Annotated in this window: 19 protein-coding genes and 1 tRNA gene; 5 read left to right on the forward strand and 15 right to left on the reverse strand. The window is 43.5% G+C overall.

What is annotated here, in order from left to right:
- Positions 1-8: 8 nt before the first annotated feature.
- On the reverse strand, positions 9-2747 hold the full coding sequence (locus tag HAT2_RS03650) for a hypothetical protein (protein WP_114544653.1): 2739 nt from the start codon (positions 2745-2747) through the stop codon (positions 9-11).
- A gap of 351 nt (positions 2748-3098) precedes the next feature.
- Here HAT2_RS03650 and HAT2_RS03655 point away from each other — a divergent pair, with 351 nt between their 5' ends.
- Positions 3099-3830 (forward strand): uracil-DNA glycosylase, encoded by a 732-nt coding sequence (locus tag HAT2_RS03655; RefSeq protein WP_114544654.1) that lies wholly within the window; start codon positions 3099-3101, stop codon positions 3828-3830.
- Positions 3831-4039: 209 nt separating this feature from the next.
- Here HAT2_RS03655 and HAT2_RS03660 read toward each other — a convergent pair whose 3' ends face one another.
- From HAT2_RS03660 to HAT2_RS03680, 5 genes are read right to left on the reverse strand one after another with little or no spacing between them, the layout of a single operon-like run.
- The gene (locus HAT2_RS03660) at positions 4040-4345 is read right to left on the reverse strand and encodes a hypothetical protein (protein WP_114544655.1); all 306 of its coding nucleotides are present in this window, start codon (positions 4343-4345) and stop codon (positions 4040-4042) included.
- Between the two features lie 24 nt (positions 4346-4369).
- On the reverse strand, positions 4370-5401 hold the full coding sequence (recA, locus tag HAT2_RS03665; RefSeq protein WP_114544656.1) for a recombinase RecA: 1032 nt from the start codon (positions 5399-5401) through the stop codon (positions 4370-4372).
- 43 nt (positions 5402-5444) lie between these two features.
- Positions 5445-6758 (reverse strand): toxin-antitoxin system YwqK family antitoxin, encoded by a 1314-nt coding sequence (locus HAT2_RS03670; protein ID WP_114544657.1) that lies wholly within the window; start codon positions 6756-6758, stop codon positions 5445-5447.
- Positions 6755-7243: a hypothetical protein gene (locus tag HAT2_RS03675; protein ID WP_114544658.1), complete on the reverse strand. Its 489-nt coding sequence runs from the start codon at positions 7241-7243 to the stop codon at positions 6755-6757. The genes HAT2_RS03670 and HAT2_RS03675 overlap by 4 nt, the downstream gene beginning before the upstream one ends.
- Positions 7240-8733 carry a hypothetical protein gene (locus HAT2_RS03680; RefSeq protein WP_114544659.1) on the reverse strand — a complete coding sequence of 498 codons (1494 nt, stop codon included), beginning with the start codon at positions 8731-8733 and terminating at the stop codon, positions 7240-7242. Before HAT2_RS03680 ends, HAT2_RS03675 begins: the two co-directional genes overlap by 4 nt.
- 85 nt (positions 8734-8818) lie before the next feature.
- Here HAT2_RS03680 and HAT2_RS03685 point away from each other — a divergent pair.
- Positions 8819-8892 (forward strand) — tRNA-Pro (locus HAT2_RS03685).
- Here the strand turns inward: HAT2_RS03685 and HAT2_RS03690 are convergent.
- Genes HAT2_RS03690 through HAT2_RS03710 form a run of 5 tightly spaced genes read right to left on the reverse strand, consistent with a single transcriptional unit; the run spans position 8884 to position 15052 of the window.
- Complete coding sequence (locus HAT2_RS03690; RefSeq protein WP_114544660.1) at positions 8884-9696, reverse strand: CT583 family protein; 813 nt, start codon at positions 9694-9696, stop codon at positions 8884-8886. The two genes, HAT2_RS03685 and HAT2_RS03690, sit on opposite strands and share 9 nt — an antisense overlap.
- Positions 9684-10469 carry a ParA family protein gene (locus HAT2_RS03695; RefSeq protein WP_114544661.1) on the reverse strand — a complete coding sequence of 262 codons (786 nt, stop codon included), beginning with the start codon at positions 10467-10469 and terminating at the stop codon, positions 9684-9686. The genes HAT2_RS03690 and HAT2_RS03695 overlap by 13 nt, the downstream gene beginning before the upstream one ends.
- 9 nt (positions 10470-10478) lie before the next feature.
- Positions 10479-12365 carry a threonine--tRNA ligase gene (gene thrS, locus HAT2_RS03700; protein WP_114544662.1) on the reverse strand — a complete coding sequence of 629 codons (1887 nt, stop codon included), beginning with the start codon at positions 12363-12365 and terminating at the stop codon, positions 10479-10481.
- Between the two features lie 11 nt (positions 12366-12376).
- Positions 12377-12871: an NYN domain-containing protein gene (locus tag HAT2_RS03705; protein ID WP_114544663.1), complete on the reverse strand. Its 495-nt coding sequence runs from the start codon at positions 12869-12871 to the stop codon at positions 12377-12379.
- A gap of 12 nt (positions 12872-12883) precedes the next feature.
- The gene (locus tag HAT2_RS03710) at positions 12884-15052 is read right to left on the reverse strand and encodes a GreA/GreB family elongation factor (RefSeq protein ID WP_114544664.1); all 2169 of its coding nucleotides are present in this window, start codon (positions 15050-15052) and stop codon (positions 12884-12886) included.
- A gap of 177 nt (positions 15053-15229) precedes the next feature.
- Between HAT2_RS03710 and HAT2_RS03715 the strand changes: the two genes are divergently transcribed.
- Entirely contained in the window at positions 15230-15619 is a 390-nt protein-coding gene (locus HAT2_RS03715) for a hypothetical protein (protein ID WP_147267531.1), read from the forward strand.
- Here the strand turns inward: HAT2_RS03715 and HAT2_RS03720 are convergent.
- On the reverse strand, positions 15616-17673 hold the full coding sequence (locus HAT2_RS03720) for a hypothetical protein (protein WP_114544666.1): 2058 nt from the start codon (positions 17671-17673) through the stop codon (positions 15616-15618). The two genes, HAT2_RS03715 and HAT2_RS03720, sit on opposite strands and share 4 nt — an antisense overlap.
- A 33-nt stretch (positions 17674-17706) precedes the next feature.
- On the opposite strand from HAT2_RS03720, the gene HAT2_RS03725 reads away from it, so the two are divergent.
- Together HAT2_RS03725 and HAT2_RS03730 are read left to right on the forward strand one after the other, a co-directional pair.
- Complete coding sequence (locus tag HAT2_RS03725; protein WP_181860374.1) at positions 17707-19029, forward strand: hypothetical protein; 1323 nt, start codon at positions 17707-17709, stop codon at positions 19027-19029.
- 160 nt (positions 19030-19189) lie between these two features.
- Complete coding sequence (locus HAT2_RS03730; RefSeq protein WP_114544668.1) at positions 19190-20485, forward strand: hypothetical protein; 1296 nt, start codon at positions 19190-19192, stop codon at positions 20483-20485.
- Here the strand turns inward: HAT2_RS03730 and HAT2_RS04020 are convergent.
- From HAT2_RS04020 to HAT2_RS03745, 3 genes are read right to left on the reverse strand one after another with little or no spacing between them, the layout of a single operon-like run.
- Positions 20456-21949, reverse strand: coding sequence for a GspE/PulE family protein (locus tag HAT2_RS04020; RefSeq protein WP_114544669.1), 1494 nt, complete (start codon positions 21947-21949; stop codon positions 20456-20458). The two genes, HAT2_RS03730 and HAT2_RS04020, sit on opposite strands and share 30 nt — an antisense overlap.
- Entirely contained in the window at positions 21950-24313 is a 2364-nt protein-coding gene (locus HAT2_RS03740; RefSeq protein WP_114544670.1) for a type II secretion system protein GspD, read from the reverse strand. It abuts the gene before it with no gap.
- 58 nt (positions 24314-24371) lie between these two features.
- Positions 24372-24707 carry a hypothetical protein gene (locus tag HAT2_RS03745; protein ID WP_114544671.1) on the reverse strand — a complete coding sequence of 112 codons (336 nt, stop codon included), beginning with the start codon at positions 24705-24707 and terminating at the stop codon, positions 24372-24374.
- Between the last annotated feature and the right edge of the window lie 340 nt (positions 24708-25047).

The following is a 25047-nucleotide window of genomic DNA, read 5'->3' on the forward strand; positions in this document are numbered from 1 at the left end:
AAAAAACCTCACCATCTTTCTTGATCCGAAGTGTTCAAAAAACTCTCAGAAGGCCCCCGAAGAAAGATTTTCCACTCCATAGAAGGAGAGTCACCACCAAAAAAGGCTAGCTCGTCTCGAGTAGGAAAACCTTCGTAAGGCAGCCCCCGCACATTCCACACCTCTAACCGATCGAGCCCAGGATTAAATACAAAGGCCAAATCGTAACCGAAAACTAAAGAATCGGCAAATCGAACAGGCGGAAGAGGTAAAAAGTGCACATCTACACAAACTTGTAATAAATCCTCAAAAAAATGAATAGGGAAGGAGTTCTTATGATTTTCTGAACAAATGTATTGGACGAGAGTACTCCAAACTATATCATGGAAAAGAATCTCTTCCTCTTTTAGGGAAGCAGTAAAGCCATCAACAGAGAAATGCAATCCCCTTCTCTGAAACCACTCCAAGTCGACAATCTTTTCCAAATATCGTCTCACTTCTTCCAGGGAGAAAATGGGGAGCTTTTTGAAAAAAAAAGCGTCAAATCTTCTGAGAATATCTTTGCGATAGTGCGACTTGCCTAGGACATTAGCTAACCTCTTCCGCATCTCAGAGGGAAAGACTGCCTCTCTTGAGACAACGCGCTCTGCCAGAATCGTCTTTAAAAGCTTCTTCTGATCAAGAAAAGAATCCATCATCTTCCTTTGTACAGAAGGAGAGATCTTAGCACAATACTTCTCTCGTAACGGTAAAAGAAAAAAATCTCTAATCCAAGTGTAAGGATAAATTTCTGCTAGCACGCCTCGAAAGAAATACTTAGACCCGGGACGGAAGAGTAAAATAGATCGTGGAGAAGAAAGAATAAGTGACTCATTTTGATTTCGAGAGCAAGACTCGAAAAAAGAAGTACAGCTTCTCTCCACACCATCCATGAGAAAAACCCAAAAATCATCTACCTCTTCGCAAAAGGAAGTGGTGTGCACCTGCTGAAAAGATTCACGAGGAAAAACCAAGCGACAACCTTCCTCAAAAGAAACTTTAAAGGAAAACTCCCAAGGAGAATGGAGAATGGAATCATTCAGAGAAAATTGGGAAAAAGTGGTAAACCTCCTCGAACATTCCGCTATTAATCCCTTATCGCGATAACCCCTAGTCGCCAGGTCTGTTACATCACGGTCATCTAACGGGTCTAGCCCTTGGACAGATAGAGAGGCCTCTTTTTGGCAAAAGAGGAGATATTCTGACACAATATCCCAAAAGAGACTCCAATCTGACACGGTCTGAGGACAACCACGTAAATGGCCTTTCAAGCGAAAATGCATATGAGGAAAAAGGGAGTGCTGAACAAACTCCTCTCCCTCCACTCTCTCGAGAAAAAAGAACCTCGTTAACTGCTTTGAACATACTTCTTCGAAAACTTGTCCAAAAGATTCTACTTGACGCCTCCTAGAAAGGAGCTGATCCCTTTGTTTGGCATAACATTCCTTTTCCCAAGATAAAGAGGCTAGTTCTGCCTTCATCCATTGTGCAGCTCGATCGTTCACCTGTGCAGACCTTGAATAGATTTCATGACAATGTTCTTCGAGCAAGCCCATTTTTCTACACAAATCTGCTTCTTCTTCTGTAAGCTGATCCAACCGATCCTTAGTCCACTTTTTAAACGGATCTAAAAGGCTGAGTCCACTTTTGCCTTCAAGACCCAATCCAGAAGCCAAGTAGTGATAACACACCTCTTTTTCCCTCGTAATAAGAGAGATGAGTGTATCCTTCCAAACACAAAGAAGATCAGATTGACACAACCTCCTGAAAAGAGAACAAGAGAGCTTCTCATGATCTAAGACAAGGCGGGCATCCCAAAAAAGCTTCTCTGAATTAAAGTCCATAACAAACTCTTTCGGCACAAGACCTTGTGGCCAAGAGGGTAAACCTCGCACCATCTCGTCGGAAAGGCCATACATCTTAACCAAAACATGCCGGATGATCTCATCAACGGAACAACGCTTTTCATGGGCCCACTCAAAAACATGTTTCTCAAAGCAATCTCGAATAGCTAACGGATCATGCTCCCTAAAAACTCCAGACATAGAAAGTGCGACAGCTAAAGGAGTTAGACAACTCATTTGATGTGTGTAACGCACATGACGATGCAAAATAGAAGAAAGATGCTCCAAACTAGCTTCACGCTCAAAAATTTCTCCTGTGACCGCGCGCTGTAAAGAACCATTTTCAACTAACTGTTTCAAATCCAACAAGAAGAGGACTGGACACTGCTCATGTAAATGTCTAAGAGGGACAGAAAAAGGCCCAGAAATAATTCCTGGACCTAAGTACGACATCCAAGAAACAAGAACTGCAAAACGGACTTGATAAAGGGAGGGAGAGGGTAAATATTCTGACAAGTTATTGGAGTCGAAACAAGTGTCTAAAACAATTCTAGAAATAATTGGGTTAGCACAAGAAGGGCCAATAGAGTAAAAAACTTTTAAAAACTCAGGAACGCATAACCAACGCAAAACCCGAACAATTTGACTATTCATTTTCATCCATTGTTCCGAACCAGACCAAGGACAAGAAAGATTTTTTTCTAAAAAATCTAAAGCTTTTTGACACTTTTTTAAATTAATTTCTCCACGAGCAGACAGAAGCTCAAATGCCAAAAGACGACAGCAGAATAAGTTCTGACTCAAGCAGCTGTACAACAGCACATCCCGGTCATGCGTTTCCTGTAAGCGGAATGAAGTGAGAGCATCTCCCCAAAAGACTTCCATGCCCACCAACCTAAGTTAAGTCGGCCCTCCAGCTTAACAGAGATACCAACTATTTCACGAATCTCAATTGTTCATAACTCGGGCCAAATTGTTCATAACTCGACTTCTCTGTTCATAACTCGGGCCAAATTGTTCATAACTCGGACCCCTCTGTTCATAACTTAGCGGAGTTATGAACAAGCTATGAACAGGTTATGAACAATGAAAAAAGGCCATTTTCCCAGGAAAACGGCAAAGTTATGAACATTTTCAACTCATAGAAGAAGAAGATATACTTTATAAGTATATTCCTCTGTATTAGTGTAAGATTAGTCAACGAGCCCCCTTATCGTAATCAGGAGAGATCCGATTTTGCTTCGTGTTGACAGAAGTTGGAGCCCTCTTTTTGAGGCCTTGAAGAGCAAGGCTTATTTCAGGCCTATCTTTTCCTTTCTCAGGGAAGAGCAACGAAAAGGCCATGTGATTTACCCCCATCCTCGAAATATCTTTCGGGCATTTCAAGAGACGACCTTGGAGCAAGTCCGTGTTGTCATCCTCGGTCAAGACCCTTATCACGGTCCTGGACAAGCAGACGGTCTTTGCTTCAGCGTACCGGAAGGTGTCCCCTTGCCCCCTTCTTTGCGCAATATCTTCAAAGAACTCGCCTCCGATTTAGGCTGTTTAGAGCCCCATTCGGGTTCATTGGAGCTTTGGGCCAGTCAAGGCGTTTTACTCCTCAACAGCCTGCTTTCTGTGCGTTCTGGACAGCCTCTCTCACACAAAGGCATCGGCTGGGAGCTCTTTCTTCAAGACGTCTTGGATTTTCTCTGGAACAGGGAGCAACCCTTGGCCTTCATTTTGTGGGGACGTTCAGCTGCTCAGCTGATGACCAGACAAGAGCAGAGGGAGGCTCCAGCCTCAAGGCTTCTCATCAAGTCAGCTCATCCTTCGCCCCTTTCTGCCCATTACGGCTTTTGGGGGAGTCGGCCCTTTTCCCAAGTGAATCGTTTTCTACTGAAACAAGGGCTTAAGCCCATCGAATGGGAAAGAGTTTCTGATTCGCATTCAAGACGGCCTCAAGAAGGTCGATTAAATGGCGTATAACGAGCTTGTAGACAATGCGCGTAGGTTTTTACATCTGAAACAAAAATAGACCCGTGAAGGGCTTTATTTGCAGTTTTTGGAAAGTCAGAGAAAGACAGCAAGGCTAAGATTCAGAACCTAAGCTAAAGCTAATCAGAGATAAGGGGACTCAAAGTTATTTAGAGTCCCTCTCTGAAAAAAATTAACATTCTTTCAATAAAAAAGTTGTCTTAGTTTGAAGGAGGTCCTTGAAGGACAGCGAGAGCAGAACGTAGCTGTTGAATCTGGTTCTGGAGAGATTCAATATTTTTTTTTGAAGAAGAGAGGAGGAAGTCAAGCTTTTCTAATTCATCTTCAGACAAGGACTCCCTTTCCTTCATCTTCTCTTCAGACCATCTTAAAACATGTTTCTGAGACTCCAGAATCTCGAGGCATGATTTAATACCTTCGTTGATTGTCTCTTGACGATCTCGGTCAAGATCTGCACTCGTTTTCATCATCGGTGTGTCTTTTTGAGATTCCTGAAAGTCCGACATAACCATTTCTCTCCCGAATTAAAACTAATTTTGACCTGTAAGAACTGCCTGGTCACACTTCCCGGTTATCTTTGCAATAACTAAACGTTCAATTTCTGTCAGAAGAGAATCGTTTTTCCTTAGTTCATCTCGTGACTGCTCCTTTCCTTGACCTAACTTATTTCCATTGTAGCTAAGCCAAGATCCCTTCTTCTCCACAATACCCAAACTAATAGCCATTTCTAAAACAGAACCAGCAGTAGAAATCCCTTCATTGAACAAAATATCAAACTCGGCAATCCGGAAAGGGGGGGCCATTTTATTTTTTGTAATCTTTGCTTTAACCCGTATGCCATATTCAAGATTGTCTGACCCTTTAAGGGAGGCCATTTTACGCACATCAACCCGAACGGAGCTATAAAACTTTAAGGCTCGGCCTCCTGTTGTGGTTTCCGGACTGCCAAAGAAAATGCCAATCTTCTCCCTGATCTGGTTAATGAAGAGGGCACATGTGTTAGAACGAGCTAGAGCAGAAGTCAGTTTGCGTAAGGCTTGAGACATCATACGAGCCTGCAAGCCCATAAAAGAGTCTCCAACTTCTCCTTCCAATTCGCTCTTAGGAACAAGAGCGGCAACGGAATCGATGATCAAAATATCAATAGCATTGGACCGAACCAAAATCTCTGCGATATTTAAGGCTTCTTCACCAGAATCTGGCTGAGAAATCATCAAGCTTTCAATGTCGACGCCAATCTGCTTAGCATACAAAGGGTCAAGAGCATGCTCGACGTCGATATAGACAGCTAGCCCACCTGCTTTCTGGGCATTGGCTACAGCATGTAAAGCAAGAGTCGATTTTCCAGAGGATTCAGGTCCATAAACCTCTACAATCCTGCCCCTAGGAAATCCTCCTATTCCTAAAGCCGTATCAAGAGAGAGAGAGCCTGTCCGAATGACTTGAAAAGAGCGACTTTCTCCGTGCTCTCCCAAGCTCATAATGGCGCCTTCACCTACCTGCTTTTTAATCTGTAAAATGGCTAATTCGAGTGCTCTTTTTTTCGCTTCCTGATCAGACATAACTCGTGAGGTTCCCCCTTTCCATACAGCCCAATAGGGCAAGTCAGGGATTGTTCACGTTGTCGCTTTCTTCTTCAAGGATAGGATGCCCATTCTTATAATACGTCTTTCGTTGTAAGGCTCCATTCTCATCAAAAAGAATGGCTAAGCCCTCTCCCTCCTCTATAGAAGAAACAAGGGCCATGTCTTTCATGCGGAAATAACGGCCTTTTCTCAAAAAACCCTTTTCATATTCTTCAATTAAAGAGACGGCCCCGTTAGGATAATAACAAGTAAACGTTCCATCCTTCTCACCATCCAAAATTGTACCAGAGGAGAGAAGTTGACCATTTTCATACCAACTTTCGACCTCACCACGTATTTCGTCTTGATACCATTGAATCCTAGCTTGTCTTAAAGGGGGGTTGGGTTGATCTCCTACCTGAGGTGTGAAAAAATGTTCATCTTCCCCATGCAACAAACCATCTTGATACGTGGCAAGCCGACTAAGGTGACCTTTTGAATTAAAAAAATAGATTTTCCCTTTTTGAGAGCCATCTATAAACTCTTGTTTTTCAACAACGTTGTCTTTTTCAAAAACAAAGCGCCATCCCGACCCATTTAAAACAGATCCAATTTGAACACCTTCAACATTGAAGTAAGAGCCTTTCACAAGTAAACCTTGTTCAAAGAGTTCTTCACTCAAGATTTTTCCCGTTGAAGAATAGATGCAACTGTTTCCATGAAGAAGATCATGTTCGTATTCTATCTCCTCCAACAGGAGGGCTTCAGGAGAATAAACCTTCTTTTTGCCGTGCAGAAGATTTTGATTGAAGGAAAGAATCTGTTGTACATTTCCGTCTGGGTAATAGGTAAAAGCCTCTCCTTCTCTCTTGCCTTTAACATAGGGGATACTGGCTTCTAAATGGCCTTTGGTATCCCAAGATTGGCAAATACCGTCAAATTCCCACGACTCCTGAGTTTCAAGACGTAAATCAGGAATACCTCCCAGAACACGACACTCCAAGTGAAGCACACCATTAGGATGCCACTCCCTGTATTGTCCCTGAGCTCTGCCATTCTTAACCTCAAGATATTGGAAAATGGTTCCAGTAGGGTGATAACTGGTCAAGATAGAAAAGAGGTTACCCTTTTTAGTTCTTCTGTAATGACGGGCTACTTGTTTGTACTCATGCGCTTCTAAAGGGTCTCTGGCTTCAAAGCTAAGTAAGCGTTTGGGGTCCGAAATAGTCTGAGAAATACCTTGATAATCTACGACTTGTACACTGCGCAAGAGGGGTTTTTTCTGATGAAAACAACATCCTGAACAAAAGAACCAAATGAAAGGCAGACAATAAGAAAAAAACCGAGAGGTCAAGCCAACTCCTTAACAAGGAATTTTAATGTGTCGAGTCTAGTTGTTACTCCGTCATGGAGCTCGTTATCGAGAACAAAGGACAGAATAAAAAGACGAGGGGTGCCGTTCCCTTGTGGTGTCATGTACTCCAACAAAAGTTGTAAGTGAGCATAAGTCAGCGTAATAGGCTCTCTAAGAGTATAGAGAGCATAAGAAGATGATCCAAACAGCTCTTCTGCATCTTCTTTTTTAAAGAGTTCAATAACACTCTTCTGTCCTGATTCATCAAGTAAAGGGAGAAGATAACGACGTACCCAGTCAGGATCAAAGTCAACTCCCGAGCGGAGATGAGTCGTCTGATAAGCGAGATTTCTTAATGCATGAGAACACGCTTTGGAGAGGAGAACTGCTTGCTGAAAATCGTGAAAGAATTTGAAACAAGTACCACAGGAAAGCAGTAGAACTAAAGAAAAAAGGACGGGGAAAACAGAACGATCTTTGATCATAGGACATCATCCGCTTGATTCATGAGGAGACAGTCACAACTTCCATCAAGCTGATTCATGTCCCAGGCTATACTGGAGAAATACTTTGCAGGAAAATTGGCGACAACTTGCTTTCGAAAAAGCTCAAGGTCTCTTTCAGATTTTCCAACGAAAGAAAAAGAAAAAACAGGTCGAGAACGGTCCTCCACAGAATAGGAAAACTTAGTAAGACGCACAAAGGGTTTCTGTTTAAAATCGTTTTGAGGATAAGTCTCCAAACAAATCCAAGCCGCTAGACGTTCAAGAGAAGGATAGGAAAAAAAATTGGTCTCAAAATGGTACTCTTCTCCTTTTCGAATGAGGGAAAAGACGTTCTGATAAGCCTCTTGGAGAGAGGAGGGTGGTCTGTCCAACTCTTCAATGGCATGCATCTCCATTTTATCCTGTAAAGTCTTATAGAGATGCATTGCGTTCGTGCGCTGTTTTGACGTGACAAAGAAAGCTAGTGCAAGAATGGTGCAAGAGAAGCACAAAAACATAGAGAGAACAGTTCTCATCCAGTTTTTATCAAGCCGATTCAGGCTATCCGGATCTACTTTAGAAAGAAGATTCACGGAGGAAGACGAAAGTTCAGGATCTTGGACCGCAGATAATCCTAAAAAGAAATAGTCGTAAATAGACCGATTTAACTGTTCAACTTTCCAAAAATTAGAGAGAACGAAGTTATCCCTCTTTTCTAAAATAATGAGGGAAACTCTATCTTGATCTAATTCTCCAGCCAATTTTTCAAAATGTTTAATCAAAGTCTGAAGATCACCTTGATCGTCTTTCATTGCCTTTACAGCAAGAAGCTTCCCTTGATGGGCTAAAAAAGAAATGGAGTATTTATCCATTCTATGGAGAAAAACAAATGTCTCCTCTGGTCTTTCCTGTTGTAGAGCTTGAAAGAGAAGAAGAGATTGAGGATAAAAAAGATCCAGTTTATGGCCACATAAGTCAGAACACGAAATGAGGAATTCTTCTAATTGTGCATGGGAACAGATATGAATGGTCGCCCAGCTGCCTGAAACATCTCTTTTCTGAATCAGGTAACCAATGTGCATTTCTGCTAAGGGCATTGGAAGATATTGTTCTAACTTGAAGGGGAGTACCTGGTGAATGGCAAAGCGCTGGATAAGTTCAAGGTGTAATCCCCGAACAATGACCATCTGATCCGGTCCACCACCAATCAAGGAGAGGTCGAACTCTTCCTCTAACCAACTTAACCAAGTTTTAAGGCCCTTTTCAGCCAGAGGACCCATGAGCTGTTTGTTTGGCTCAATGATATGTAATTTTCCTCTTTCAAAAGAAAAGAGAAGGCGACTTTTCTCACTAAGACACAAAAGATCGACTTTCTCTCCCATGGGAAGAATCAAAACGGAGGCCTTTTTCTTTGTTTTAAAAGAAGCAACTAAACTCTTACCCAATTCAAGAACAAGTTGCTTCGTGGTAGCGCCTACTTCTTTGAGCATGTTTGTCTCTCCTTAATCCGACTTCGAGCCCTTTGAGGTCTTCTGTTTTCTTCTGAGTGCACGTGTGTTATCCTAAGGGTCTTCTCTGGGTGTGGCGTAGCTTGGTAGCGCGCTTGCATGGGGTGCAAGAGGTCGGTGGTTCAAATCCACTCACCCAGATTTCTTTTTCATTTTGTTTGAATCGCCTTCTTCTAGAGTGGATTGGGGCTTGGAATGAATCGATTCGACAAGCTGCTTTTCGATGTTTTGAATAAGTTGCAAAGCTCTGTAAAGATCTTCTTTCTTCATCTGAGCCAGCCTCTTCTTTATACGTAAATCGACTTCTTTGAGCAGCCGTACGACTGGATTCGTCCCCTTTCTCTTGTCTTCTTGTCCCAAAGGAAAAAGTTCACGAACCACATCAAGAAATTCTTTTTTGGAGTAGTGGTGAATGTTTTGTAAAATTTTAATTTTTTCTTCCATCTTACCTTGGCGGCTCGCTAAACAATAGATAGTCTGCTTTGGAGCTCTTTCAATGAGATCGCGGTGCTCTTTAGGAACGGATTGAAAAAATTCGTAATACTGTAACAAATTATAAGGCGTTTGCCGATTACCATAGGCGCGCAAGAGCCACTGTGTGAATGTACCCTCTTGATATTTCTTCATGATGCTTTGAGCCTTTTTAATGCGCTCTCCATGGAGAAGGATGGCCTGGCTAGAAATGGCTTTAACTTCTTGAATGATTTGGGAAAGAGCTTGAGCATCCAACTCAATGGCATCGTCTGCAACGGGCTTGTCTTGTGACTGAGTAAGAAATTCTTTAAACTCCAGGATCATTTGAACGGAAGGTGGCTCTACCTGGAAAATTCCATTGAAACTGCTCATATGGCCCTGAGCTGCCTGATCAGCTAGAACTTCCATTTTTTTCTGACTACCCTTCTTTCGAGTTAGTCTTTGAAGAAGGTGATCCTTTAGTTTGGACATCTTGTACAACCCTCCAACTTGTCAATGAGTTCAGCCGTTAAATCGGCGAAATCTTTAGAAGCTCGACTCTTGGGGTCCGTTAAAAAAACAGGTTTTCCTTGAATACAAGCTTCCCCAATTGCGGCATCCTTCCGGATTTTTGTTTCGAGCAACTTATTGGGAAAGTGTCTCTCAATAATTTCGAGAAAGGGACCGTTGTTTTTACCCCTGGGATTCCAAAAAGAGAGACTGACACCGGCAATGGAAAGAGCGTGTCGCTTACCAACGGTTGTTAGGAAGGTAGAAAGTCGTTCTAACCCTTTGATCGAATAAAATTCGGGAGTAGCACACACAAGAGCATAATTGGCCGCGATCAAAGCCGATTCTGTTAGCCAGCAAAGCGAGGGGGGAGTATCGATCAAAATCCAATCATAACTCACTTCTTGAAGGAGTTGTTTAAGTCGTTCATGCGAATAGCGATCCGTCGCCAAAGCTCCTGTCAGTTCAATTCTTTCTAGCCAGGAATCTGCGGGAATAATGGATAGACCAGAAATTTCAGTAGGTAGAATCACCTCATGTATATCCCGTTCACAACGAAGGACGGTTGCTAAACTGTCAACTTCATCTGCATCAAAACCAAGTCCACTTGTTAAATTGGCTTGTGCATCAAAGTCAATAACCAATACTTTTTTGCGGAATAAAGAGGCCAATCCAGCTCCAAGATGGAGCACAGTCGAAGTCTTGGCTGTTCCCCCCTTAAAGCTCGTAATCGCTAGGATTCGTTTTTGCTGCATGATCACCTACTAGGAAGGGTGAATAGCTTTAGTCTCAATTTCATGGCGCAACCGATTGATGAAATCTTCGACAGAGTAGACAGAAGTCTTTTTCTTGACATCCCGAACAGCCAGATTATTTCCTTCGATTTCTCTTTCTCCGATTAAGATGAGATAACAAAACTTACTTATTTCGGCTTTCCGAATCCTTTTGGGCAACGTCTCATCTTCAGAAAAAACTTCTGTTCGAAATCCTTCCTTGACCAATTTCTCTTGTATTTCAAGACAGCGATCGACATGCTTAGAGCTAATGGGTAGAAGACAAATCTGGTTGGGATTAATCCAAAGGGGGAAGCGTCCTGCAAAGTGCTCGATCAAAATGCCTAGGAATCGCTCAATGGAACCATAAATGGCTCGGTGAAGGATGACAGGGATATGTCGTGTACCATCTTGTCCTACGTACTCCAAACCAAAGTTTTTACCTTGAAAAAGATCAAGTTGGATGGTGGCACATTGCCACGTTCTTCCTAAGGCGTCTCGAATGTGAACATCAATTTTTGGTCCGTAAAAGGCTCCATCTCCTGGGTTGACTGTGAAAGATTCACCCTCTAAAGCTTGTTCGAGGGCTCGCGTTGAAGTATCCCATTCCTCTGAGGATCCCAAGACATGTTCTCCATCTGGTTTCGTCGAAAGCTCAAAATGGTAAGAAAGATCGAAAGGGGAATAAACTGTTCGAATCAGATTGAGAAGGTTGGACACTTCCTGTGACACCATTTCGAGAGAAAGGAAGATATGAGCGTCGTCCTGATGAAAACCTCTTACCCGCATAAGACCAGAAAGCGCTCCAGAGGCTTCATAACGATGTACATGACCAACCTCAAAGACTCGAAAAGGCAACTGTTTGTAACTACGTAAGTGGGAAGCAAAAAAAAGAATAGCTCCAGGGCAACTCATTGGCTTGATGGCAAAAGTTCTCGAGTCAATCTGGGTGAGATACATGTTTTGCTTATAATTTGCCCAATGGCCTGAACGTTTCCAGAGAGTTTGGTCCAAAAGAAGAGGGGTTCGAATCTGCTGGTAGTGGAAGTGACTCTGGCAATCTTGTAGATGAGCTACTAGACGGTCCCACATCCACATGCCTTTGGGAAGAATAAAAGGGATCCCAGGAGCTTCCTCTCTTAACAAAAAAAGCTGTAACTGAGCACCCAGGACTTTGTGGTCCCGTTTCTTGCGCTCTTCCCATTCTTCCAAGCATCTGTTCAAGCTCTCTGTGTCTGGAAAAGAAATTCCGTAAATACGGGTCAACATCGTGTTTGATGCATCTCCTCTCCAATACGCACCAGAAACCTTGTGGAAGTGGATGTCACCAATCCAACCAAGATGGGGGAGGTGAGGTCCACGACATAGATCGACAAACTCGCCCTGCTGATAAAAGGTAACCAGGGCTTCTCTAGGTAGAGAAGAGAGAATATCTAATTTGTATGGGTTCGAGGAGATCAATTGTTGTGCTTCTTCAGGAGTAGAACAAGCTTGACGGATACATTGAAAACTTTCTTTGCAAATTTTCTTTGCCTCTTTTTCGAGAAGGGGCAGATCTTTATCAGAAATCTCCAGATTGCCAAAATCGTAAAAAAAGCCCTCTTCAATGGCAGGCCCAATTGCAGGTTTGGCCTTTGGCCAGAGGCGAAGAACGGCTTGAGCCAGAACATGGGCCGATGTGTGCCAGAAGAGTTTTTTACCTAGAGGATGCGAGAAGTCGAGGAAGAGGACTTCATCACCAGGGTGGACGACTATGTTCCAATCGACAGGTTCGCCATTAACTAAGGCTCCAAAAACATGTGAGATCCCTTTCTCTCGTACCAATTGGTCTAATTGGATCTCATGCTCAATGATATAGGGAGAAGTCATCTTACACATAAACGGACACCCTACCCTTGGTCCAAATCGCTTTCACGCATCTTCTGAAGTCTTTTTGTAAAAACATTGATATAATACTCTTGAGAGAGAGGATCACATGTTAACGGTTTTTTCTTCTCTTTCTTTCTCTTTTTCGAAAGGATCCATGTTTCAAAATCATCTGGATGGCAAATTTTGGCTCCTAGTTTCCTAGCTGCATGAATCAGATCTCCGTCAGAAGAGACGAGCGTGGAAGGGGTTGTCCTACGGAAAGAAAGAATCTCCAGCAGATGTTCGTCGGCACTCTGCCTACTTTCCGTATAGATGATTTTAATCTGTTCAAACTGAATATGGATGAGTTGGTCGTTTTCGGGGCCTCCATCAAAGACGACAACACTTTCTCCCTTTAGCTCAGAAAGCAACCCTTTGATTTTCTCTAAGAAGCGCTGATGCGCTTTTCGAAAAAGTTCCTGTTTAAAGCTCGTGCTTGCAAAGAACCAGTTATGCCCATCGATGAGATATCGCATATGGACCTTTTATCAGATTAACGCCTTTGCTAAACCAATGGATTCCAAAGTGAAATATTGTCCATTCAACTCGATGCTCTCACCTACTCTTTTCCCTATGAGTTGTTGGGCAATTTTTGACTGATGCGAAATCACTTGTTGGTCAGCATCAGCATCCCAAGGACCAAGAATAGAGTAAGAAACAGCCGGACCTTGACCGTCTTTTGAAGATAGGTGAACCTGACAACCGACTTGAACACTTTCTTTGGACACACCTTCCGGAGAAAGAATTTTAGCACGCTTGACTTGATCAAGAAGAAAACGCACTTCACTTTGAAGTTGTCCACGTCTCTCAAGAGCGAATTTAAATTCGGAGTTTTCTCTTAAATCTCCTAAGGCTCGAGCGTCTTCTATTTCATTTGCAGATTTAAGTATTTCCGAATACAGCCTATTGATTTTTTGTTTGACTGATTCCAGTCCCGCTTCCGTTGTCCAGATCGTCTCCTCTTGGCTAGAAGCGGGTTGAGCAAACCTTTTAAATTCCTTCATTTCAGGTTGGACAACTTCCGCCAAGGATTGAATGATGTGTAAGTCGTGAGAAGAGAATGTGTGACACTTACTAACAAGAAGAAGAAATTCTTTTAAAAATTCTAACGAAGTTTGATCAATAACTTTTCGAGTGATCAAGTAACGATTGCTTGTTAAAACAGAGTGGATTTTGCGTGTAATTGCACGATGGGTAGAAAGGTTCTCAATTTGATGTAGTAAAACCAGAACAGCTTCTAAGAGGGAACACAGTTTACCTTTGTCTAAGAAAGACAAAGGTTCGTTTACGGCTTTTTGAAAAAACCAAACCAGCGCTTCAGGGAAACTTTGCGGTTGGGCGATCATATTGTGCACACACTCTAATAAAGTGCTGACTTGTCCAGAAGAAACTAGCTGCTTAAGGAGAAACTCTCTATGGCTATTAAGTGGAAAGTTGAGAAAAAGCGTTGCAAAAAGAGAAGGCCATGACTTGTGATAGGCTACGATTGCCAAAAGGAAACGCTTTCGAAAAGAGGTGATTGACATATCTGAGAAAAAAGCAAGAACATCCTCCGTTTCTAGAACAGCTCTTTTCATTTCATCTTCGTAAGAGGAACTATTTAAGTCAGATAAGAGCATTTTAAGCTCAAATAGAGTAGCGACTTTTATCCCCGAATGACTTAGACATGTTTCCAAATGCTTAATCAAGTTTTCCCTTACAAGAGGCTGCTCCAAACGGTCAGGAAAGTCCCGAACGAAAGAGTAGATGCTCATCAAGACAGTCAGAGGTTCTTCTCCCTGAACCTCCTCTTCGAGTAACTCCTCTCGCGACTTAGCTTTTTTACGGATCCTGAAATAGCCGTGAGAACCTGTGGGGCATTCAATACGATCTTCTTTCTTTAATTTACTTCGAGTCGACTGCCACCAAGAACTCCAAATATTCTGGGGAATAATGAGCTCGCATAACTCGTCTTTGATGCCTAGGGCTGTTTTCGGACCTAAGTCTTTAAGAAGAAGGTAAATGGCCTCAACGGGGTTTTCTCTTGCTTCTTTTTCAAAAGCATCGGCGTTCCCAAAGCGACGCGCAAGAAAATGACTTTTTTCAATGGGAATTAAGGTTCGGAAGGCATTTCGAAAGGTGATGTGTTTGACTCCAGAAACATTCTCAAACTCAATGGAAGCCTGTTCACAAATAGGAGAAGTATCGAGAATTTCCCCCACACCCCAACCAGCTTTGTGGTAGACAAAGTGACCGACACGAAGGTGCCGCAAAAGCTCAAAGTTTCTCAAAGCTCCACGAAAATCCTTCATGGGTTTGAGGGATACAATGGCCAAGTTAGCTTCGAAATCCTTCTCTGAACCATAGCGCTCAGAAAGAATCTTTATAGCCAAATCCCCAAACAATTCGCTGTTACTAGTCTGAAGATCAAAAATTAGGTTAATAATTTCCTTTTCGTCTTTTTCTCCACTTTTTTTTATTTGCTCCCATAGAGGAATAGCTGTTTCAACATATTGACCAAACTCCTGCTCCAGGGGGGATCGATGAATAGCGGAAAGGATCTGTCTTAATTCTTCCGCTTCAATTACGTCACAACAGCAATACTCTTCCCATAGCTGCATGAGCTGCCAGATGTTATTGTCTTTGATCCTGGAGCGAAATTCTTCGAGGTAGTTCATGTTAACTTCCGTTCAATTCCTCTGGGTGCAGAGACAAGTATTGTAGCAAGTTCAGTGTAATTCTAAAAGAATTCCATGAAACATCCTTTCCCTGGCTCGAGGGCATCTTCTCTTAAAGAGATCCTTTTGCTAAATGGTTTTATTGAGAGGGTTTTATATTTGAGCAAGGAAGGGTGGATGCTGAGTGAATCAAATGGGAAAAACAAGGGAAGAAAAGAGGTCTCTTGTCCCGCAAAGAGATGCGTTGCGGAGACCCAAAAGACCCTTTTCTTATGGCAAGAATTCTGTAAAGAGCTCTCAAAAGCACGGAAAAGGGCAGCTGAACTTTGCCTCAAGTATGGGATGACTATGGAAGAGTTTGGGCTTTACATTGATAACCCTTCTAACTTTTCCCCAGAGGAATGGCAAAAAATAGAAAGACATCGTCAACGGACAGCGGCCTGCTTTGCAGAAATTCGAGGTTATCAAAATCGGTTGCGGGATGCTTTAATCACCGAAAAACCAAAAGAAAAACTGAAGAAAGTCAAGCGATTCTTTGGTCGCCGTGAAGGCTGGGTTCAAGGCTAGATATTGCAAAGGGCTTTCATTTCTCTTTCCACTTGGCCCGCATACCAAGCGGGCTCACTGATAATGAAACTTCTTAGGAGAGATCGCTGAGCACACATGAAAAGAGCTTTAGGATTTCGATAGAGCTCTTGAACTATCTCAACATAGTGCGAGGGGCTTTTTGCAATAGTTTGAGAGTCTGTCCATTGCTGCGCTGCAATCTGTCTCGCATGCCATGGGGAGGGAACGTCGAGTGTGACGATAGGACAAAATTGCATAACAAAAGGTACAACATCCTCTTGGGGACCAATAGGAAAGGGCTGAAAGTATAAATTCGTTCGCATCAGTAAATTTCTTTTTTCTTCAAGACTTCTGGGGATAAGCACACGATTTCCCCATTTTTTCCAATTGAAAAAGTGGCGCAGAGTCTCTCCAGAGGGTTGCCCGAAAATGGCAAGGTGCATTTTCGGACATGTTTCCAATACTTCCTCTAAAACATCTCGGAAGTCAGGAGAACAAGACAGACGGGGATTGTGTATCAGAGTAGCAGCAAGAAAATTGAAACGGCTTGGCGAGGAAAAATTCTGAAAAAACTTCACCGTATCCCATTGCTTCTCCTCCTGCTTAGGGGGAGGTGTCAAAAAACGTTGTTTTCCTTTGTTACTTCCAAAATGGGTAATGATTCGGTCGAAGGGGAGATCATCGTGAGCGTCAACGGTATCTGTGATCAACATCTTTTTTACTCCCTCTATCTGATGGGCGAGGGCTAGGTGGATGGGATTCATTCCATGAAAGACCAACAGATCAGGTGAAGCTTTTAAGGTCCGATCAATAATGTTTTCGATCGACTCATCTAAGCTCATTCGAATGTCGGCTGGAGCGTAACTAATCTGGTTTTGTTTTAAAAAGTGAAGTGTCTTCCGCGCTCGTAGAGAGGAAAAGGATGGGTTTCGGTTGAGCCATTTGGAGAGCTGTGTAGACAACTCAAGAGAGATCACAACAGGTGTATAGCTTTTTTTATCTCGAAACTCGAGAAGATGTATCAAATTTTTGGAGGAAAAGTCTTCCAACTGTTCCACAATGTGAAAAATTCTAGGGATCTCTTTCTCAGGAAAAGAGCTAGGCTGCTTCTTGTCTTTTTTGTTCCACAGGACCTTACAGAAGGTAAAAGGGTGAAAGATGCGCTGTTCTTGTTTGTAGGTTAAATTTGCCTGTTCATACATGGCAAAAGAGGAGTGCAAATTTTGAGGAATGAGCATCATTAAGTTTCTTTGTAAAGCATGGATCCTTTTTTGCAGAGAAGTGACTGCCTTTTGTAAGGAACATTCGAAAACGTCTTTCTGGCACATCTCCCATAAAGAAGGTTCCTGTTGCCACCAGAAACTTTTCTGCTTTGGTGTCACAAGCCCTAAAGGTTTTTGGGGGTCGAGAAGGAGCTTTTGCTCTTCAAGTTGAAAAAGAAGAGGACGATCTAAGACAAGCACGTAGAGTTCTTGATTTAACCATTTCGAGAGCCAAGACTGGGAGGAGGAGAGAGCGTGTAAAAGGGTCGTCAGACGAGGGAAGACCAAAATAGGCTGAGAAAGACCTTCTAGATGTTCAAGGTGAGGTAAGGTCCATTCATCAATCCAAACGAGATGCATGGAGGCGTTTTCTGGTCCCATGTAAGACCAGTCCAAGAAAGAGCCTACTGGACTAAGGGGTGGAGCAGCAGGTGTTTGGGACAGCTTAAGGAAAGACCGTACGTGTATAAGTCCATTATCAAGTGGCTGGTCCAAGGCTGTTATGGGGGATAAAATCCACTCTTTAACAATTTGTGAAAAGGAGGTTGTTTCAGAACCTATTTCTTCTAGGTGTGTGATCAGTTTGCGTAGATTCTGCAAACAGGTGTCTTCGTCCTGAAAGAGAAGAGCAACACAAGACATCCAGATTAATTCAGTGACTGTGGAAGAAAAAACAGGGAAATCTCGGATCTCTTGCACCGTTTTCAGGATTGAAGTAAGTATTTTTGGCAGTTCCTCGATAGGAGATTCAAGAACCTGAATGGAAAGGTCTTCTAGTGGAGAGAGACTCATATTGAATAAACTCGAATTGAGAAGGTTTGGAACGTGTCCATCTATATTGATCGAGGGATACACCCCCCTCTTTTAACTTCTTCTCCTGAAGTGATACAAGCATCTTTTCCTCCTTCTGTCTCTCTGGATGTCTCTTCTTTTCGTCCTAGAGGATTTGTTTCAATGGTCAAAGAGGGCGAGAAAGTCCGTGTTGGGTCTCCTATTTTACGTCACGTCTCCTTAGAAGGGCTTTATCTTGTTTCTCCTGTAGCTGGTCATGTACACCGTCTTGCTTGCTCCCGTGGTTGTCGTCCAGATTCTGTTGAAATTTTTCTTGCTGAGAAACAGGAGGCTTTGATTTTTCCTCCACTTTTGGAAATAAGCGATCCATCTGTTCTGGTTAGGGAAATGGGGAGCCGTGGGCTTTTGACTTGTGTACGTTCTATGCCTTGTGATGTTTTGCCCAATCCTTCCCAACGACCTAGAGCTATTTTTGTAAAAACCCTTGAGAGTGCTCCTGGTTGTTTTTCTCCTTTTGCTTGGTTGAAACTTTACTGGAATGACTTTGTCCTGGGACTGAGACTTTTGCAACGCATTTGTCCTCACGATCTTCATGTAATTTCAGATATGGTGGCTTCTATTCCTAAGCAAAGTCAGTTAGAAGGCATCCACTACCATCAAGCAAAAGGTCCACATCCTGTAGGCAATGGGGCTGTACATGTTCACTTCCTTGACCGGATCACCTCTCTTGAGGAGGTCGTTTGGTTGCTTTCTGCGCGAGATGTTGTTGCTATTGGAAAACACGGCTCAGAGGGCCTCTATTGGCCAGAATCTTTTTTCTCCATTTTTCATTCGGAAAAACCCGTGGAAGGAGTGGTCATTCAGAGTATCCTTGGGGCACCAGTACAAACCGTTTTAGCTCCATTTCAGGACCGTCATTGTTTAGTGGGTCACCAGTTCATTTCTGGTCATGTTTTTGGAGGAGCTCGTATTGGCCAAAGTGGTTTCATGAGATTGCAAGATCATTGTCTCACTCTCATTGGGAAGCGTGCCTGTTCTAATCTGCATGTCCCATCATTGCCCTTTTCTCGGAAAATGCAGTTTCTTTACTGTCCAAATCCCAGTAATGTAGCTGCAGTTTTTCCTTTTGATCATGCTTTTTATGAGTGTGTTTTTCCTATGGATCTTCCCTTAGTTCATCTTTTGAGAGCATGTTGGGCCAGTGATCTTGAAGAGGCAAAACGTTGCGGGTTGCTTGAAATCTCTTTAGAGGAAGCTGCCTTGCTTTCTGCTGTTTGTCCAGCTCGCTTTGACTTTGTGTCCTTAATTGAGAAGGCGCTTCAAGTTTGTTACAATGACCATTCATTCAGTAGATGAAGTCTTGGCAACAAGGATGCTGTGGTTTTAATATCGGTTAAGTGGTCCTTCTTTATCCTTGGATGGACGCTGTTATTTCCTTGGCATTGCTGTTCAAGGTGAAGGAGGAAAGTCTTTGGGCTGGAGATCGTCTTGGGCTGCATGGAGCGAGAAGATAACGATGGCGGTTTTCGTCCATTGTCGTTTCATTCGGGCCCTTTGTCGTCTACTCTGTTTTTTTTCACTGTGCGTTTGCGCTTTGTCCTTATGGGGGCCTTCTAGGTTCTTTGGAGGACCAGAGGATCTTTGGAAGGAAGACCAGGCAGAGTCTGAGAATGGATTGCCTTCTAGAGAAGTTTCTCTCTCTGTTCTTCCCTCTTTGGGCCTTGGACAAGCTGGTTCTGGCTGGGTTGAGGTCCCTGATTTAAGGGGGCAGTTCTCTTTTGTTTCTCTTGATTCGCGACCAGATTTACCTCAGGAGAAGACGGATGAGTTTTACATTTATTTGACCAAGTCAAAAAAAGTGATTAAAGCCTTTATGGACGTCGACTATTCTTTTTTAATGCAAGGCTCTGCTCTTCTCCCTGCCAAGGAATTTGGTCCTGATACCATTAAGGTTCGATTTACCCGAGAAAAGGGTGAAATTTGGGTTCGGTTTTCCTTCATGAGCCAAAATAATGCTTTTGCTGAGCTCGAGAAGGACGATTTATTTTTCCCCCTCTCTTTGGTGAGAGTTCAGGACAAGGAGGCAAGTGGTTTTGACGTACAGTATCTGTCATCTATTGGGTTTCAATGGGCTGGAAAAGATACTCTCTTAGAACAGAGCACAGGGGCTGTTCAGCAATATATTGGTCTTTTTCGAGGGAAGGGTGTGCCTGAGAAGTCGTTGCATCTTGAAGTGGGGGATTGCCTCTTCAAGGAAGAGGAGGAATGGGTTGTAGCACCTCCAGGAGAAAGGACAAGAGGCCGGATCATTTTTCAATTGGAGGAGGTCACGGACAGTCGTTTACTTTTTTCTGTATGGGACCTACAGGGCCGTGTCAAAAGGGGCCTGTATCTTCCTAGGGTTCAGGAAGGGCTTGATTTGGCTGTTGTTCGTGAATTACGTCTGTCTGCTGTACGCTCAGCAGAGCACGTTATTTTGCAGTTGAAACAGCAACGGCTCTCCGTACATTTAGGGGACTACCTCGTTATTCAATACCTTTCTCCAGATAGATCTTCTTTCAGGGTGGTGCAACAAGATGAGCTCGGAGAGCTTGGTCATTACGTTTGGATCAAATGGATTGGTCGCATAGAGGGAAAATGGCAGGTAGAGGTGCATGTCTATTCTGAGTTGCGATCAAAGTTTGTTTCTTGTTTGATCTCAGAGAACAGCTTCAGTTACAAGAATGTCGGACACGATCCTAAGCAATCTGTTTCCCGCGCCTACTATCTTGAGGGGGAGAATTTACGTTTTGCTGCTTTTCGAGACGCGTAAGACTTCAGAAAGGGTAGTCCAACCTTCTCGCACAAGATCAAGTCCATGTTCATAGAGGGGCCGATAGCCTCCTCTCAGGGCTATCTCTTTCAGGGACGTGCTGTCCACTTGTTCAGTGATACCTCTACATACTTCGGGTGAAGACAACATCCATTCGTAAAGGCCGATTCGTCCTTTGTACCCAGACTGGAAACAGTGAGAGCACTCTTGCGGTGAGAAGATCTTTTCTGGGATATTGGGGGCCAGAAGTCTGCATTCTTCTTCCGTTGGTTTTCTGCCCAACTTGCAGTCACATAATTTGCGTACTAGCCTTTGTCCAATCACTCCAACAAGGGAGGAGGAGATTAAATACGGTTCAATTCCCATGTCTCGAAGACGGATGACAGCAGAGGGAGCATCGTTTGTGTGGAGAGTAGACAAGACAAGATGGCCTGTTAAGGCAGCTTGAACAGCAATAATAGCTGTCTCAACGTCACGAATTTCACCAACCATAATGATATCCGGATCTTGCCGGAGAATCTGTCTTAGGCCCCTCGCAAAAGTGAAGTCTATCTTAGGTACGACTTGGATTTGAGCCACTCCTTGGACCTTGTACTCGACGGGGTCCTCAATCGTCATGATATTGACTTTGGGAGAGACAAGGTCAGAAATAGCACTATAAAGAGTGGTCGTTTTTCCACTCCCTGTTGGTCCAGTTACAAGAATAATGCCTTCAGGCGTTGCAAGTTTGTCCCGAAAAAGCTCCAGTATGTGTGGTGGCATACCAATTCGATCGAGACCAAGGTTGATGTTTTGTCGGTCTAAAATACGCATGACAATGCGTTCCCCATGGATAACGGGAGTCGTGCTGATGCGGAAATCGATTTCACGACCTCCGTAAATCATTTTGACTCGTCCATCTTGGGGAAGGCGCCGTTCAGCAATGTCTAGCTTCGCTAAAACTTTGATTCTTGTAATAAGTTGGGATTGAAATTCTGTCGCAGGTTGATGTCTTGTATGTAATAACCCATCAATGCGATACCGAATCTGCAAATGGTCCTCTAGAGGATCAAAATGAATGTCCGATGCACCTTGTTGAATAGCTTCTTTTAAGATTTCATTGAGAAGAGCAACAATAGGGCTGCTCTCCTTGTTTTCAAGCAGGTCTAAGGGAACTTCTTCAGGATCAAAGGGTTCCTGTTCCTCAATGTGCGCAATCAACTCTGATGTGCGACTCTTTTGACCTTCATAGACAGCGTTGATCTTTTCGGAAAGTAACTGGGGATCAAATCCTTCAGCGCGGATGGATACACCCAAAAGCCAAGATGCCTCTTCGATCGCGTCTAGATTATTGGGGTCTGCTACGAGGGCTAAAACCGCTTCGCCTTGCCTCTTGAAGGGCAAGATCAAGTTCTTTTTTGCAAAAGAATAAGGAAGAGCACGAATGAGCTCTTCATCTAGTCCCTCAGGAAATTCCTTTTTCATTTATCGACCGAATAAGAGCCTGAGGCTTTGAGGCAGCCTAGCTCGTAAACCCTCTGTTCTTCTTCCTTGCCTCTTAAGTGGAAGAGGTAAAAGGTCCCCAGGGCGCTTTCTTAAAGCTTGAATTTGGGCCGTGTACATCTCTCCACTTGGAGAGTCAATAATTTGAGGACGAATGAGAACAAATGTCTCTGTGGAACGATCAGACATGGCGTTATAACCGAAAAAAGTACGGAAAAGGGGCAGCTCTCCTAAGACAGGCAGTCCACTTCTCCTATCTTCGATGTCCTTCTGTCTTAATCCCCCTACAATGACACTTTCTTGGTCTTTAATGCGGCATAAATTTTTAATATTACGTGTGTGAATTTCGGGACGACCCTCTACACCACCGCGTTGTGACTCGAATGTGAGATCACAATCCATCGTAATATAGCGTTCGTTTTCTTCCTCATGTATGACCGGTTTCACTCGAATTTTGATTCCGTATTGAGCACGGACATAGGAGTCCTTTAAGACCGTGGAATTACCAGAAGGAACAGCCGTTTGTCCTACATTGATCGAAGTCTCCTCGACCAAATTAATTACTGCAGACGTCCCATTCATGGTCAACAGAGATGGGTTAGCATGGATTTGGATGTCTTCTTGTCCTACGAGGAAATTGAAGGCGAGATCAAAAGGAGGTATGCCCCAAAGCTCAGAGGAAGATTTGAGAAAGAATTGTAAAATACCAAACTCATGACGAAGAGAAGTCGAGGAGGAACTCGGGAAACGCATGCCCCACGTGTCTGCTGTCGTTGCCTCGGGACCAAGAGAGAGAAGACTAATGCCAGACTCGCCCCTTTCTGTCAGGGTTTTCTCAAATAAGATAAAATCAATACGAACCATTTTTTCAGGCACGTCAAGCTTCTTGATTAATTCCCGAATATGGCTCGAAAGATACGTCTCAATGGCCAAAAACAATGTGTTCGTCTTCATATCCACTACCACATTGTAATCGCCCCAAGTTGAACCTCTTTGATCCTCTGAAAGGTTGGCGAGTCCTCCAGGAACAACTAGGGGGGCTACTCCGGTTTCCTCTTCCTGAGCTTGGGCTGCTTCGTTCAACTGATCGGCGAGGTCGTCTTCATGAACAAGTGGAGTGGCTGTAGTTAAAATTTTACAGATTTTGGCAAGTACCTTCCCTAGCTCTACAGGATCTGTATGTTTGACAACATAGCGAATGATTTCTCTCTTTGCGGGTCCAGCCAGTCCTTTTTCGATTTTTTGCATGATTTGAGCGGCACGCTCCACCTCTTCTTTAGATCCAACCAAAAAAAGCCCACCTGGTGACATCAAGGGCACAACTTGAAGTCCGATCCCTTCTAATTCACTTGTCTGATTGGAAAAAGAAAGTGAATGTCCCCAAGAGAGGGGGTTGCCTAAGGCACTTCTGAGGATTGCCTCCATGTCTTGTGCTGCAATTTTCGTCAAAGGGACAACCCGGAACTCCCTTTTACTTCCTTGCTCGAGTAGAAAATAGGCAATTTGTAATCCTTTTTGGACATCGCTTGCTCGCCCAATTAGGGCAATGCTTGTCCGAAACGGCTTCACTTGTACGAGCACAGAGCTGAGCATCTTCTCTAAACTTAGACCTGTTGCCTTAGTATCGATTCCTTTCGTATCCAAAAGGAAACAGACTACTTCACTGTCTCGTATCAGGAGGAGATCTTCTTCTTTAGAGAGAATTTTGCTAAATCGAAGAGGGCCTTGACTAACGTGAAAGAGTTGTTTGCAATAAGCATTTACCCTCTGTACACCTATCCCTTGCTCTGCCAAAACCCATTCGAGCATGCCTTCCCAACTCTCTTTTGGAACGGAAACATTGCCAATAAGGCCTATACGTGTCGCTCCAATATCGGGTGGCACAATGTAAACAGTGTCTTGAGAACCGAAGTCAGTGACTAGTTGCGCAACCGTGGCATCTGGCATGTGCCACATTGCTTCGCTTTCAGAAGGGATATTGATGTTGCGCAGAGATCTCCATTCCTCTTCCAGTTTGGAAATATTTCCTTTACGTCTTTTTGCTTCCTGATATAACTCAGAAAAATCTTCTTCTGGAGCACGACTGTCCACCAGATCTCGTGCTCGCTCACTTAGGAGATCTAAGGCCTTTTTTTCTGAAGCCAGCTCTTCTTGGATTCTTCTCAAATTTGCTGCTTCCAGATCTGTAAGTCCAATTGGAAGACTCTTCCCCTTCGCAAGGAGACTTGAAAAGCCGGAAGTCAAGGAAAAGGCCGCCAGGGCCAAAAGGGTGAAGATCTTCTGCCAGAAAGAGCTGACTTGCATGAGTCCCCCTCGAACGTCGTTTTGAAGAAGAGATCCCAACATAAGACCTCGCCTCAGAATATCGAAAGGATAATATTGCGAACAGCCAACAGCTTTAAAGTTAATCTAAATCAAGGGCCCTAAGAGTCGCTTTCTTCTGTTCCCATTTTCCAGGCATTTCCAAAATCTTCCCCCTTATGGTTTTGTCGGGAGATGAGATCGGTTTCTTTCCTTCAATCCAGAATTCGCCCTGGAGGAAAGAGTGTATCTTGTTCTCCGCTCTTTGGGCAGATCGTAAAGCCTCATCCCTAATGATGGGTATCTCATTCCAAAAGAGCTCTTGGAAGGCTTCCTCATCTTGAAGACGCGGAGGCCATTCGTTAGCGTGCAGGCCTGGTAAGAGAGAAGCAAGAGAGAGCATGAACAATCTTCTAAGGGAAAGGGATACGTGTCGCATAGATCAAGTCCTCCATCTGCGAGCAAGGGTAGTGCCAACAATCACCCCATATGTATTAGGTGGCCGAAACACCAGAAAAACTAGTATTGAAAATAGACTGTGCCCTGTCAAGATAGGGAGGTTGGGTCGATTAATCCAAAGTTTCCTGGGAGAGCACAAAATATGGCGTTGTTCCGCTATGAAGCATTTCGTCCTTCTGGGGAGCTGTACAAGGGGACTGTACAGGCTCCAGATCTGGAAGCAGCAAAGAGTAAGCTCAATGAAAAAAAGATTCTTTTCAGTCAACTTGTCTCTATTGACTCTTCCGCTTCTTTTCTGAAGGTTTCTCAAAAAGATGTTT

Source organism: Candidatus Similichlamydia laticola (genome assembly GCF_003339615.1).
In the GTDB taxonomy this organism is placed as follows: Bacteria; Chlamydiota; Chlamydiia; order Chlamydiales; family Parilichlamydiaceae; genus Similichlamydia; species Similichlamydia laticola.

Excerpts from the sequence above, each read along its gene's own strand:
- HAT2_RS03695 (WP_114544661.1), bottom strand. The coding sequence starts at position 10,469 with ATGCAGCAAAAACGAATCCTAGCGATTACGAGCTTTAAGGGGGGAACA.
- HAT2_RS03675 (WP_114544658.1), bottom strand. The coding sequence starts at position 7,243 with ATGATCAAAGATCGTTCTGTTTTCCCCGTCCTTTTTTCTTTAGTTCTA.
- HAT2_RS03730 (WP_114544668.1), top strand. The coding sequence starts at position 19,190 with ATGGCGGTTTTCGTCCATTGTCGTTTCATTCGGGCCCTTTGTCGTCTA.
- HAT2_RS03745 (WP_114544671.1), bottom strand. The coding sequence starts at position 24,707 with ATGCGACACGTATCCCTTTCCCTTAGAAGATTGTTCATGCTCTCTCTT.
- recA (WP_114544656.1), bottom strand. The coding sequence starts at position 5,401 with ATGTCTGATCAGGAAGCGAAAAAAAGAGCACTCGAATTAGCCATTTTA.
- HAT2_RS03705 (WP_114544663.1), bottom strand. The coding sequence starts at position 12,871 with ATGCGATATCTCATCGATGGGCATAACTGGTTCTTTGCAAGCACGAGC.
- HAT2_RS03650 (WP_114544653.1), bottom strand. The coding sequence starts at position 2,747 with ATGGAAGTCTTTTGGGGAGATGCTCTCACTTCATTCCGCTTACAGGAA.
- HAT2_RS03720 (WP_114544666.1), bottom strand. The coding sequence starts at position 17,673 with ATGAGTCTCTCTCCACTAGAAGACCTTTCCATTCAGGTTCTTGAATCT.
- HAT2_RS03660 (WP_114544655.1), bottom strand. The coding sequence starts at position 4,345 with ATGTCGGACTTTCAGGAATCTCAAAAAGACACACCGATGATGAAAACG.
- HAT2_RS03710 (WP_114544664.1), bottom strand. The coding sequence starts at position 15,052 with ATGAACTACCTCGAAGAATTTCGCTCCAGGATCAAAGACAATAACATC.
- HAT2_RS03715 (WP_147267531.1), top strand. The coding sequence starts at position 15,230 with ATGCTGAGTGAATCAAATGGGAAAAACAAGGGAAGAAAAGAGGTCTCT.
- HAT2_RS04020 (WP_114544669.1), bottom strand. The coding sequence starts at position 21,949 with ATGAAAAAGGAATTTCCTGAGGGACTAGATGAAGAGCTCATTCGTGCT.
- thrS (WP_114544662.1), bottom strand. The coding sequence starts at position 12,365 with ATGTGTAAGATGACTTCTCCCTATATCATTGAGCATGAGATCCAATTA.
- HAT2_RS03680 (WP_114544659.1), bottom strand. The coding sequence starts at position 8,733 with ATGCTCAAAGAAGTAGGCGCTACCACGAAGCAACTTGTTCTTGAATTG.
- HAT2_RS03690 (WP_114544660.1), bottom strand. The coding sequence starts at position 9,696 with ATGTCCAAACTAAAGGATCACCTTCTTCAAAGACTAACTCGAAAGAAG.
- HAT2_RS03740 (WP_114544670.1), bottom strand. The coding sequence starts at position 24,313 with ATGTTGGGATCTCTTCTTCAAAACGACGTTCGAGGGGGACTCATGCAA.